Genomic DNA, 13205 nt, shown 5'->3' with positions numbered 1-13205 from the left:
TTGGTCTCCTAATAAATTTTCTGTATTACTATCACAAGAGTAATCATCAAAGCTCCTAATAATCCAATCAATAAATCCGTTGTTCTAAACCGCAATTCTGTTAATGTAACCCTGTTTTCATCACTATCAAGTCCTCTAATGAGTGCTGAAGCTGACAGTTCATCTGAAATCTTAATCATTCTCATTAAAAGTGGAACAAGCGTATATTCCATATATTTAATTGGATGTAGCAACGGGAAAAATCTGTTTCTTACGATTCCTCGGATCTTCATATTTTCTTTTAATGCCTTGAGTTCTATTTTTATAGTTGGTACAAACCTAAGTAAAACACTAAAAGGTATGCCAATGCTTCTGGGTATTTTCATTCTATTTAATGCTTCAAGCATTTCACTTACGCTTGTAGTCTTTGTTATATATCCACCAAACATAGCAATTAAGGTCATTCTTGATGCAAAGTAAATAAACATATATATTGCAAATACGATGCTTGCTTTGCAAAACTTTCCAAGCCCTAACTCTATGCAGTATAAAAGCGCAAAAAACAAGATAAAGCGTAATGCTCTTTTTCCCATTCCACTGTATACATACAGAAAAAAGGCGAAGACAATCAGTCCGAAAAGTAGAATTGTATCGCTTATAAAAAAGCTGGTAAAGGAAGCAATTGGAAGTAGAGTAAGTTTTATTCTCGGATCGACTGTTTTTCTACCCATCAAGCTCCCTACCTCCTCTCATCTTGTCTAATATGAGAAATTTATTACTTTCACTCATATTCAGAACCTTTTTTATTTTTCCATCTCCCATTACCCAGAGCCTACTCACTGTGTTTGCTAAAAACTCAAAATCATGACTTATTACCAAAACTGTTGTCCCATTTTTCAATTGTTCTTCAATCAGTTTTGCGACGGAAAGCATTGAGTCTTTATCACAACCTGATGTTGGTTCATCATAGATGAAAATCTTTGCCTGTTTCATCATTCCACAAGCTATTGTCAATCTTTGTTTTTCTCCTCTTGATAAAGCAAACGGATGCTTATCAATGTATTTGTCTAAGCCAAGTACATTCAAAATAGACTTTGCCTTTTGCGTATTTTCTTTTTTATCTTTACTTGAAATGCCAAGCAGCATTTCATCAAGTACACTTTCCGAAAATAACTGATAGTCTGAATCTTGAAAGACAAAATAGAACATATCCATTAAATCTTTACGATTCAACTCTTTATCTTTTTCCGCCCATATTTTCCCCTCTTTTATCTTCTCAAGTCCTGAAATCACCCTTGCAAAAGTAGTTTTCCCGGTACCATTTAAGCCGATAAGACCAATGGCTTTTCCGCACTCCATATTGAAATCAAGATGATTTAAGATGTACTTTTTTTGCTTATTTCCAACCTTAGTTGTACTTGGGTAACAAAATTTCAAGCCTTTCCCACTGATACTTTCATCATTTAATTGATATAAATCTTTCTTCTCCCTTATCCTGTATTCTTCTAATTCAAGAGTTCTTAGTCCATTTTCATCCCAAAACGCCCCTTCAAGATGGATAACTTCTTCCCGACTCAAGTCCTGTGCAATTTCTCCCTCTTTCATCAAAAGAAAACGGTCAAATAAAGACTTTACATAGTACAAACGATACTCAATTAGAACAACCGTTGTTCCTTTTTTCTTTAATTTCTCCAAAATGAAAAACAGGTCAAATGTTGCTTTCATATCCAAATTTGCTGAAGGTTCATCTAAAATTAAAACTTTCGGATTCATCGCATAGATGCTTGCAATAGCTATCTTTTGTTTCTGCCCGCTTGATAATTCAAAAACAGATTTTCCTTTCAGTTCCGGAATATCCAGCTCTGCATATACTTCTTCTACTCTCTGTTTGATTTCCTCTCTTGATTTGCAGATAGTTTGAAGACCAAAAGCTATTTCTTCATCTGTAGTTGTCGTAAAAAACTGACTTCTTGGATCTTGAAATACAGTCCCTACAATATGCCCTATTTCATGAAGTAATAATTTGCTTATATCTTTTCCGGACACAAAGGCTTCTCCTTGCATTTTGCCTTTGTAATAATGCGGAATAAGACCATTTATTACACTTCCAAGAGTGCTTTTACCACTTCCACTTTTCCCTGAAATTAAAACAAATTCCCCTTTTTTAATTTCAAGATTGATATTTTTTAAAGCAGTTCGTCCATCTTCCCATTCATAAGAAACATCTTTTAACAAAATCATGGTTACACCTCATACTGCGCTTTCCATAATTTTGTGTAGTAACCATTTTTATCAAGAAGTTCTCCATGCTTTCCTTTTTCAAGTAAATTTCCTTTTTGAAACACAAGAATTTGCTCAGCTTTTTGAATGGTTTTTAAATGATGAGCCACCACAAGTACAGTTCTATTCTTTGCAAGTTCCGTAATGGCATCTTGTATCAAAGATTCATTTACAGGATCAACATTACTTGTCATTTCATCAAGAATTAAAATCGGTGCATCTTTCAGAAACGCTCTTGCAATGGATATTCTCTGTCTTTGTCCACCTGAAAGAAGCCCACCATTTTCTCCAATATCCGTTTCATAAGCTTTTGGTAAACTCATAATGAAATCATGTATCCTTGCCTTTTTTGCAGCTTTAATGATTTCTTCTTTTGTTGCCTCTTTTTTTCCTACTCTGATATTTTCCTCAATTGTATTATCAAACAGTTGAACATTCTGCATAACAATGCTGATACGATTCAAAAGCTCATCATAAGGAATATCCCTTATATCAGTTCCTCCGAGTGTGATTTTTCCTTTATGCACATCATAAAATCTTAATAACAGGTTAGTTATCGTCGTCTTGCCACTTCCCGACTCACCAACCAGTGCAGTCATTGTTTTTTCAGCAATATCAAAGCTCAAATTTTCCATTTTAAATTCATCTTTTTCATAGGAGAAATCTATGTTTTCAAAAGCTATATCATTATCTTTTGGAATAATTCCATCCACTATATCCGGTATTACATCTGCATATAAAATTCTTGAAAGTCTTTCGTAACTATCTACCGCCGAAATATAGTACATATAGTGTTGTTCCATAGAAGCGAACGGCTTATAAAACTCTTTTGAAATTACTGCAAAGATAATAAAATGAAGGACATCAAGATTTCCCTTTACAACAAATATTGTTCCTGCAATTAAAAGAACCAAATATCCCATATCCAGCAAAAAACCAAAGATAGATAATTGTTTTGCTTTGAATCTTGAAGCTGCTTTGCTTGTTTCTCCAAACTTTTTTGTCTTATTCATAAGCTCATTATCCAAGCTCTTATTGTTTGAAAAACTCTTTAGTACAGGTATTCCTCTAACATATTCAACAAATAAACTAACCATATCAAGAAGTGCTGAGTTGTTTTGATTTTCAATTCTTTCTGATTGCTTAATTGTCAGATATAAAAAGATAAGTGCAATCGGAACGGATACTGCCATTATCAGTGCCAACTTCATATCAATATTTGCAAGACCAATAAATACGACTGCAGCTATCAAAAAATCACCAAACATTCTTGACCACATGTGTCCTACAACAAGGGACATATTATCAACATCTTTGTGTAAAATCGTATTGATCTCACCCAGTCTTTCGTTGGTATAAAATCCCAAACTGAATTTTTTCAATTTAATAATCATGCGTTCTCTGATTTGCTGAACAATATCAAAACCTGCACTGTGCTTTTTCATATCCGCAACCATATTGCAAATACCTTTGAAGACTACAAGTAATCCAATCGCAATAAAATATTTATATAGGCTTGCTAAGCTCGTTCCATCAAAGATTCGGAACAGTATAGAAAATACGATAACAATCATGGCTATGGAGCTTAGTCCATAAAGGGCAAAGAATACACTTGATATAATCAAATCTCTCTTGCCGGTTTTTGTAAGTAGTTTTAACATTTCTCTAAACATTTTCTGTTACCACCTCCGTACACTCGCAATCCACTCCGTTCCCTGCTCGTGAAAGACTTTCGTCTTTCAAATTCCATCTGTCTACCTTGTTCTGTGCTTCAACCATATCCTTATAAAAATCACATCTTTTCATCAGCTCTTCATGGCTTCCTGCATCAAGAACAACACCCTTATCCATAACTATAATTTGGTCTGAATCTCTAATCGTGTTTAGATGATGAGCAATTGTAATGATGGTTTTATCCTTACTTAAATCGTCAATTGCTTCGCCGATTAGTCTTTCATTTTCACTATCAACAGCTGCCATTGCTTCATCTAATATCAAAATCGGTGCATTTTTCAGTATCATTCTTGCTATGGAGATTCTTTGTTTTTCTCCACCAGATAACTTAACTCCCATTTCACCTACTCGTGTTTCATATCCATTTGGCAATGCTGAAATAAATTCATGGCATCTTGCTTTTTTAGCCGCTTCTATGACTTCTTCTTTTGTTGCATTTAGTTTTCCGATTGCTATATTTTCAAAAATGCTTAAATCAAAAAGGATAACTTCTTGTTGCACACTGCCAATCAGCATTGAGATGTTTTCTTGACTATATTCTTTTATATCTTTCCCATTTATCAGTATTTGTCCTTCATCTGCATCCCAAAATCCCATAAGCAAATTAGATACCGTACTCTTTCCACAACCGCTTGCCCCTACAAAGGCATTCAAGCTATTTTTCTTAAAAGTCAAATTGATATTTTTAAGCTCAAAGCCATCTTTTCCGTATGCAAAATTCACATCTTTAAATTCTATGTTTCCAAATTCTAAACCTTGTTCTGTCTTTTTATTTGGAAGTGGAACGGTTAAAACTTTTCCAATCGCCTTTAATGCCTCCCTAAACACAATAGAGAAATGTTGCAATGTAGCTGTCTTACTTATAGATGCAGTAAACGCAGAGGATAAAATAATTGCAAGGATAAAATTAGGCGTTGTAATATTCCCCTGATAAAGAAAGATACTTCCCAAAATCATGACAATTACCACTCCAATTTCCATAAATATGTCAATGAGTCCCATTGGAATTGTAATTGCTCCCATGCTCTTTTTAACCCAGTAAATATATTCTCTTGCCGTTTTTAATGTTCTTTCACTAATCTCCTCTTCTTTAGCAAAAGCCTTAATAACAGAAATATTTTTTACATATTCCATTAGCTCTTCTCTCATCTTGTTTTCATGGTTAAAGTAAATAGCAAAGTTTTTATCCATTGTTTTCTGTGAAAGAACTTTTACCAAATACATGAGTGGAACTCCGGCAATCATACCAAGTGCAAGACGCCAATCCACAAAAATCATAGCTACAAAAATAATGGTAGGCAGAAGTGTAACTGACATTATTTCCGGAAGACCATGGGCAAGGTATACTTCCACTTGCTCTACATCATGTTGAACGATATTGGTAAGCTCTCCTGTATTATGTTCTTTGAAAAATCCTAAACTTAGTTTTTTTAAATGACCAATAATATCTAACCTAAGTTCTGTCAATTTTTCGTATGCTTTCTCATGGGCAACCTTTGTTGCAAAATAATAAAACACACCTTTTAATACAAACGATATAAAGATTCCCAAGAATATATACTTTAACTTCCCTTCGTTAATATTGTTTGTGATTAAAGAACTAATCAAATATACAAGTAAGATTTGTGGTATCAAATCACATACTATTTTTAAAGCAAGAAGTGAATTGGATAAGCCATTTTTCCCAATCACTTTTTTCCTTAATTCTTTTTCCGGCATGAACAACGCTCCTTTCAAAATTGAATAATATTGAATTTTAATTCAGTATTAAGGTTTAAAGTAAGACTTTGCTGATTACGCAAAGTCTATTTTTGTGCTGATTACAGGGATTCCACTCCCTTGTAATAACACCTTGCAATAAGTTTTAGCATATCTTTTGCCCACTTTTCACTTTGATAGTGCCTTGCTATTTCAAGAAGCCCCTCTGTAAAGTTACTGGCTAAAATATGGGCAAGCATCGGATCATATTCCTCTTTTGATTGTCTTTTTAAGCTTACTTCAATATGAACCTGCATTTGCGATATGAGTTTTTGTTTTGCTTCTGTATGCTTTGTCCCTGAACTTTTATCCATTAAAATAATTAACTTCTTACGCTCTTTTAAAAGTTCATGAATATAATTTTCTCCAACTTCATCAAACCTTTCAGAAGCAGAACCTTTTTCCAAAGATTCTTCCTCATTAAAAGCTGACTCGAAGTTTATATAAACAGAACTTACTACTGCATCAAACAAAACTTCCTTATTTTTGAAATAGGTATAAATGAGCGCCACAGGAATATCTGCTTCCTTTGCAATTTCTGTTAATTTGGCACCTCTATAATCCTTTTTATAAAATACTTTTTCTGCTGCTTCCAGTATTCTATTTCTAACTTCTTCTTTTAATACTTGTGCCATAGCACACCTCTTTCTATGTTAATATTGAATTTATATTTAATAATAAATTTAAATTCAATATTTGTCAAGAATAGAGTAAAGATTTTGTCAGTTGATAAAGAAATAAAAAGAGAGTAATCAATAATCCTTTGACACAATGGTTTCGACTAAAAAACTATGCAAAGGAGACTACTCTCATAGCGGATGAACCGACAGAAAACATTTCTTTTTTAATTTCCGCATCAGACTGTATCTTATGAATTTTAACGACCTTACTCTTTTTCAAGAAATAATGTAGTGTTACAGCAGCTTGAACAAATTGGGCCGTGATCGTTGCAAGGGCAGCACCTTCAATAGCGTATTCACCCATAACTGTTTGTCCTATAATTTTTCCGGCAAATATTCTGTCCATCAAGGGATATAGACCGATGACTATCATTCCTATAACTGCTGGAACTGATAGCTAAAAGAGTAAGTCTATCGGTCTTTTGGTTAGTAGTTGTTCTTTTATATCCTGTTTCAAGTACTTACTTCCATTTATAATAAATATATTCTTACAGTATTTTTACGCCATTATTTTTATTTTGCAACTCTACCATATTTTTATAAATCCCATTTAAAGCAATTAGCTCATTATGGGTTCCTTGTTCTGCAATATTCCCTTCCTTAATTACAATAATATTGTCGGCATCCCTAATCGTATTTAATCTGTGAGCAATAACTAATAAGGTTTTATTCTTTACCAATTCACTGATTGCTTCCTGTATATAGCTTTCATTGTCCACATCAACACTTGCTGTTGCCTCGTCAAGAATTACAATAGGAGCATCTTTTAATATGCAGCGAGCAATAGAAATTCTTTGTTTTTCGCCACCGGATAGAGTTGCTCCTCCCTCTCCAATCATTGTGTCAAATCCATCAGGAAGTGCCATAATAAAATTATAGCATCTTGCTTTCTTGGCTGCTTCTATAACTTCTTCTTTCGTTGCATTTTCTTTCCCCATGGCAATATTGTTAAAAATCGTATCTTGAAATAAATAAACTCTCTGGAAAACCATACTGATTTCCGACATCAATTCAGATAGGGAAACATCCTTTATATTCACTCCTCTAATCAAAATTTCACCGGAATCCACATCCCAAAATCTTGCCAAAAGATTTGCTACTGTGGATTTACCTCCCCCGGACTGTCCCACGAAAGCCGTCATTGTATTCTTGTTCATCTCAAAACTCATATCATGTAAAACCTCTTTTTCGCCATAAGAAAATTTAACATGATTAAAAGAAATTTCAGGTTCTGAGGTATCCGATTTTGAAATATGTTTTTTGCCTACATCTTGTAATTCAGTTTCATTTAACACTTCTTCCATGCGATCCAAAGCGGCGTTCATTACAGTAAGCCTTGTCGCTTCTCCGTAAAGTGTTTTTAAAGGGCTGAATAAGTCAAATACAAACAAAATAAGCCCCAACATATACGGAAGTCCCAAAACTCCTTGATAATTAAGATATAGAGCTACTGCTAAAATAAATGTAATCCCAATTCCATAAATAATATTTAAACCGGTTGTCCATGGCGTTATTTTATTTTCAAATTTTATAGATGTGTCCTTTGAGGATACAAAATTATCTGTAAGGGATTTCGAATTTTCACCTAAAAGGTTGTAACTTTTAATAACACTGATCCCCTCAGCAAATGATAAAACTGCATCCGTTAGTTTTTCACTTTGTTCTTGTCTAATAGCCGACTCCGATAAAGACATCTTATTCATACTATTTGCAAGCAGTGTTGCAACCAATGTTACACACACCGCAATCAATCCAATTCTATAATCTAAAACAAACATGAATACTGTTAGCACAAGCGTTGATAATACATAGCTCATCATATTGGCAATCGTACTCATGGAAACTTCTTCAATAAAAGCCATATCCGAACTTAAAACGGAATTTATTTTCCCCAAATTTCCTGCTGTAAAATATCCCATAGGGAGCTTTCTAAGATGATTTCCAAGCTCCATTCTTTTATCAGCAAAAATCATAAAGCCGGCTGCACTTTGTAATTTATCACTTAAGAAGTGAACCACTGCTTGTAATAAAACCACTAAAAAAAGCCCCACCCCTACATATAGAAAAGTTTTGGAGGTATTCGTTTTTTCATAAAATCCAATCAAAACGGTAAATGCAATAAATATCGGCATTTTACTTAATATAGATTCCATAAAGGCAAATATAAATGCAGACCTTATTCTGTTTTTGTATTTACCTGATAAATTTAAAATTCTTGAAATTAGTCTAAACATTTTTTTCACCTTCCTTTCTGCTGATTTTCCAATCTTTACTAAATAGCGTCGCATCCCATAATTTGCGATATTCTGCTGAAGATTCTAATAAGTCCTTATGCTTTCCATTTGCAACTAAACGACCATGATCCATAACCAGTATCTGATCTGCATCTACAATAGATGGCAACTTATGTGCAATAACAATTAAGGTTTTCCCTTTTACAAGTTCACGAATAGCCGCTTCCATTTTTTCTTCATTTTCCGGGTCTGCGTAGGCTGTTGCCTCATCAAGTACAACAATCGGAGCATTCTTTAAAATAGCTCTCGCTAACGATATTCTTTGCCTTTCTCCACCGGAAAGCATCTTTCCGGCATCCCCAGCTAAAGAATAAATACCATTCGGAAGTCTATTTAAGAATTCCATGCACTGGGCTTTTTTAGCTGCTTCCATAACCTCATCATCACTGGCAGCTAAATTACCAATGCGAATATTTTCTAAAAGCGAAGTATTAAATAGATACTGGTCTTGTGCTACATAAGAAATTTGCTTATTGAGAGATTCCAATCTTATATCTCGTAAGTCTTGTCCACCAATACTTATGCTTCCATCTAAAACATCATAATAATGAATGAAAAGTTTAGCCAAAGTACTTTTTCCTGAACCGGATTCGCCAACAATCGCTGTCTTTTCACCGGCTCTTGCCGTAAAACTTACATTATGAATAACATTCTTAATATAGGTTTTGGGCTGTCCGTTTTCTCCCATCTTGCTTAACGGATAGCCAAAGGTAACATTGTCATATAAAATAGTATGCCCTGTTCCCTTAAAATCATTTTCTCCCTGTTTTAAAGGAGCCATATTTAAGGCTTGTTCTAAAGCAGAAATCTTATAATTTAACTGTGGCATAGTTGGTAAAAATCCAAGCGCTTTCAGTAGTGGTAATCCTATACTTAAAGAAAGGCATAATATCAGTATTAAGTTAGAAAGACTTGCATAGCCCATGTATACAAAGTAACCACCAAGCGGCAATGTTAAAATAATCGTGCATGGAAGGAAAGCACTGTATAACGCCATCCATGGCCATGCCGTCTTATACCAAGCGAGTGCATAATCTCTGTAATTACTGATATCTTTAGAAAGGCGCTCATAAGACTCTGTTTGCTTATTAAATACTTTTACAACTTCCATACCGTTTACATACTCAATAATGGTATTATTCATTTTTCCACTTGCCATATAATATGGTCCCATTTGTTTCATACCTACAGAGTACATAATCATCATGGCAAGAATGCTAACCGGAATAGAAGCTAATGACATTAACGCTAATCTCCAGTCAATAAAAAACATGGAAACATAAACCATAATAGGTACAATTAGGTTCGCTATTCCTTCAGGAAGGGAATGGGCTAAAAGCACCTCTAAACTGCCAATATCATCCACGAACATTTTTTTGATTGTACCAGTCCCTTTTTCTTCAACAACACCCAATGGCAGATTTTCCATTTTTTTCTGTAAGGATGTTCGAAGTCCAAGCAGCGTGTTGTATGCTGCTTTATGGGATACATTAAGACCGAAACCTCCTAAGACAGCTTGCAACACGAAACAAACTAAAATGCTTGTCAATAAAAGAGCAAGTCTTTCCAATTCTAATTGCTCACCTAAAATAAGCGGATTGATAATCGGATAGGCAAATAGAAAGGGTAGCACACCCATAATTACACTAATAAGCATAATAAAACTTGCTAAGTGAATTGATTTTTTATGCGAACCTGCATATTCAAAAACCTTATTTAACATAGTTTTTCTCCTTCCATAAATTTCCTTTTTTATCCATAAAATCCATGATTAACGCTTCATTTCCCTTTACAGATATTTTTTTATAATCCTTATCACCGAGCATTAAGACGGAATGACAGGTTTTAAATAACAGCTCTAAGTCATGAGTAATTATTATAATTGGAATCTCCTTTGCTTTTTCTGTCATTAAATCGGACATAATTTTCATACTTTTATAATCAAGACCTGATGTTGGTTCATCCAAAATTATCAGCTTACGACCGGATAAAAACGAAGTAATAATCGCCAATCGTTGTTTTTGTCCACCGGATAATTTCTGCGGATGATTGGTTTTTTTATGCCACAGGTCTGTATCTTTTAGATATTCTCGTATTTTTTCTAAATCACTTTCCGAGTTTTTATCTTTACAAAATATCAATTCATTTTCTACGGTGTCTAAAAAAATCTGAGCATCTACATCTTGTAACACGCAATATGAGTTTCTAAGCCTTTCTCTTTGTTTTTGTCCATAGCTGACATCTAAATATTTTTCAGATAATCCACACAATGCTTTTGCTAAGGTACTTTTCCCAATGCCATTAGGCCCAATCACTCCCATTATTTCGCTCTCTCCAAGCTCAAAGGTTAAGTTTTCTATCAAGGTTCTTTTCCCTTGATGGATACAGGCGTTATTTAATTTTATGTAGCTTTTAGCCACAATCGGTTCTTTTTCTGATATCAATTCTCTTTCATTAAGCGTTCTTAACTCAAGCTCCTTACACTTATCATTCCTAAGACTCCCATTCGGAAAAATATCACATATTGTACCGTCTTTTATATAAATCAATCTGCTAAAAATCTCTTTTAAATAATAGAGCCTATGTTCCGCTATAATTATTGTCTTTCCCATCGCCTTCAATCTGAGAAGTATTTCACTGAAATGTTTTATACTATCGTAATCAAGACTGCTTGATGGCTCATCAAAAAAAATAATATCCGTATCATAGATAAGAGTTCCGGCTATAGCTACCTTTTGCCTTTCGCCTCCTGATAATTCAAAAATAGATTTTTTGCTAATATGGCTTATTCCTAACAAGTCCATTGCTTTTTCAACTTTTTCTTTTAATGTATCCCTGTCCAATCCCAAATTTTCACCCACTAAAGCAATTTCATCTTCAACTACATCACAAAAAAATTGATCTTTCGGATTTTGAAATACATTGCCAATATATTTAGCTAACTCTCCCTTTTTATATGTCGTTATATCCTTCCCTAAAATCTTAATTTCCCCGTCCAAATCACCGTCATAAAAGGATGGAATAAGTCCGTTTAGCAGTCTTAAAAGTGTCGTTTTTCCACATCCGGAAAGACCTGTTAAGACTACAATTTCGCCTTTTTTTACAGACATTTTTAAATCTTTTAATATCAAATCCTCTCCATAATGAAAGGATCTGATTTCTGCCTCTAAAATATTTTCCATAAACTCGCCCCCAACAAAATCATCCCTCCGACCATCATTGCGATATCAACAAATGTAATTTTCACCTCATGAAAACTTGTTTTTTTCCCATCGTATTCCATTCCTTTTGATATGATGGAACAAGTTAAGGTGTCACTTATGTCTATGCACTTATACATAAGAGGAACAAAATACAACTCAAAGGTTTTAATTGGTTTGAAAATGCTTGCTTTAAATCCTCTAATTTTCATGCCATTATTTATTTCCTTCATTCGAATAGAGATTTCCGGAATAAAACGAAAAAACACTGTAATTCCTATACCTATTCCACCATCCATTCCAATTTTTCTAAATGCAGCAATTAGATGTGAAGAGCTATAGGAAGACAGAACTCTTCCCAAGATGAAAAGTGGAGCAAACTTCAACACTATAAGTAGCATTGTATATATAGAACCAATCAAAACATTTCCTAAATGAGGTTCCAGCAAATAAATAAGTCCCCATACTATAAGCAAGGAACATATCGTTCTAAATGCTTTTTTAATTGAAAATAAGAATAACAGCCCTAAAACAAAAATAAGGGAAATTAAGTATTGGGTTTGTTCTCCTATTGTTAAAACAACAGAAAATAGCAAAATCAACCCAACTATAGTAAGCGGGTTGATTTTGTCTGATAGTTGGTATTTGTTTATATTATTTTTTTCATCTCTACAAAACACTTTTCTTCTTCCTATCGCTAAAAAATTTATTGTAAATATATGTTCCAAAATAGGCGCCTATAACGGAAGCCACAATTGCAATCAATAAACAAATCAAGATATTTTTAGGTGTGTAAAAATTGGAAAGGAATGTTGCGTAATCGGTTGTAAACATCTTTGGAAATTGCTTTGTAAGTCCTTCTACACCAAATACAAACGTAAAATACATAGCATGTAAGGAATAGATAAACATACCTGCTCCAAACGCAGCCCCAATCTTCCTATTCTTATTCTCATAATTTTCCTTTTTACCAATTACAAGTTCTGCTAAAAGTCCTGCAATCGTACAAACAGCAATTACCGGCCACATTCCCATGAGAACATAGAAAACACCCATCAATAGGAAGTATAAAAATGCGGTACCTCTTTGCCCGACCTGCTTACACATAATAACAAAGACCGGTGCTACAATAATTGTTGGCAGGGCTGATGATAAATATAAACTTGGAAGCATCCCAAACGATCCCGTCAAAAAACCTAATCCCATTGTTAATACAAACCCAATAACAGAAAATACTGCTATTTTTACAATACCTTTTAAATTCATAATTTTGTCCTCCT

General features: G+C 33.9%; 11 protein-coding genes. All 11 read right to left on the bottom strand.

Annotated elements, in window-relative coordinates:
- Positions 1 to 8: 8 nt before the first annotated feature.
- The 11 genes from HMPREF9625_RS00875 to HMPREF9625_RS00825 all read right to left on the bottom strand — a co-directional run bounded on the left by HMPREF9625_RS00875 (position 9) and on the right by HMPREF9625_RS00825 (position 13191).
- Positions 9 to 713 (bottom strand): energy-coupling factor transporter transmembrane component T, encoded by a 705-nt coding sequence (locus HMPREF9625_RS00875; RefSeq protein ID WP_154650187.1) that lies wholly within the window; start codon positions 711 to 713, stop codon positions 9 to 11.
- Positions 703 to 2220, bottom strand: a complete 1518-nt coding sequence (locus HMPREF9625_RS00870; RefSeq protein ID WP_009535170.1) for an ABC transporter ATP-binding protein — start codon at positions 2218 to 2220, stop codon at positions 703 to 705. The genes HMPREF9625_RS00875 and HMPREF9625_RS00870 overlap by 11 nt, the downstream gene beginning before the upstream one ends.
- A gap of 2 nt (positions 2221 to 2222) precedes the next feature.
- The gene (locus tag HMPREF9625_RS00865) at positions 2223 to 3932 is read right to left on the bottom strand and encodes an ABC transporter ATP-binding protein (RefSeq protein WP_009535171.1); all 1710 of its coding nucleotides are present in this window, start codon (positions 3930 to 3932) and stop codon (positions 2223 to 2225) included.
- The gene (locus HMPREF9625_RS00860) at positions 3925 to 5712 is read right to left on the bottom strand and encodes an ABC transporter ATP-binding protein (protein ID WP_009535172.1); all 1788 of its coding nucleotides are present in this window, start codon (positions 5710 to 5712) and stop codon (positions 3925 to 3927) included. The genes HMPREF9625_RS00865 and HMPREF9625_RS00860 overlap by 8 nt, the downstream gene beginning before the upstream one ends.
- A 101-nt stretch (positions 5713 to 5813) precedes the next feature.
- Entirely contained in the window at positions 5814 to 6386 is a 573-nt protein-coding gene (locus HMPREF9625_RS00855; protein WP_009535173.1) for a TetR/AcrR family transcriptional regulator, read from the bottom strand.
- Positions 6387 to 6540: 154 nt separating this feature from the next.
- Complete coding sequence (locus tag HMPREF9625_RS00850) at positions 6541 to 6804, bottom strand: hypothetical protein (RefSeq protein ID WP_009538353.1); 264 nt, start codon at positions 6802 to 6804, stop codon at positions 6541 to 6543.
- Positions 6805 to 6919: 115 nt separating this feature from the next.
- Positions 6920 to 8665, bottom strand: a complete 1746-nt coding sequence (locus HMPREF9625_RS00845) for an ABC transporter ATP-binding protein (RefSeq protein ID WP_009535175.1) — start codon at positions 8663 to 8665, stop codon at positions 6920 to 6922.
- Positions 8658 to 10448, bottom strand: a complete 1791-nt coding sequence (locus HMPREF9625_RS00840) for an ABC transporter ATP-binding protein (protein WP_009535176.1) — start codon at positions 10446 to 10448, stop codon at positions 8658 to 8660. Before HMPREF9625_RS00840 ends, HMPREF9625_RS00845 begins: the two co-directional genes overlap by 8 nt.
- Positions 10438 to 11907 carry an ABC transporter ATP-binding protein gene (locus HMPREF9625_RS00835; RefSeq protein WP_009535177.1) on the bottom strand — a complete coding sequence of 490 codons (1470 nt, stop codon included), beginning with the start codon at positions 11905 to 11907 and terminating at the stop codon, positions 10438 to 10440. The genes HMPREF9625_RS00840 and HMPREF9625_RS00835 overlap by 11 nt, the downstream gene beginning before the upstream one ends.
- Positions 11892 to 12605, bottom strand: a complete 714-nt coding sequence (locus tag HMPREF9625_RS00830) for an energy-coupling factor transporter transmembrane component T family protein (RefSeq protein WP_009535178.1) — start codon at positions 12603 to 12605, stop codon at positions 11892 to 11894. The genes HMPREF9625_RS00835 and HMPREF9625_RS00830 overlap by 16 nt, the downstream gene beginning before the upstream one ends.
- Complete coding sequence (locus tag HMPREF9625_RS00825; RefSeq protein WP_009535179.1) at positions 12595 to 13191, bottom strand: MptD family putative ECF transporter S component; 597 nt, start codon at positions 13189 to 13191, stop codon at positions 12595 to 12597. The genes HMPREF9625_RS00830 and HMPREF9625_RS00825 overlap by 11 nt, the downstream gene beginning before the upstream one ends.
- Positions 13192 to 13205: the final 14 nt, after the last annotated feature.

Source organism: Oribacterium parvum ACB1 (assembly GCF_000238055.2).
GTDB classification, from domain to species: Bacteria; Bacillota; Clostridia; order Lachnospirales; family Lachnospiraceae; genus Oribacterium; species Oribacterium parvum.
Note: the sequence above shows the minus strand (reverse complement) of the source record. Positions and strands in the feature narration are given on the sequence as shown.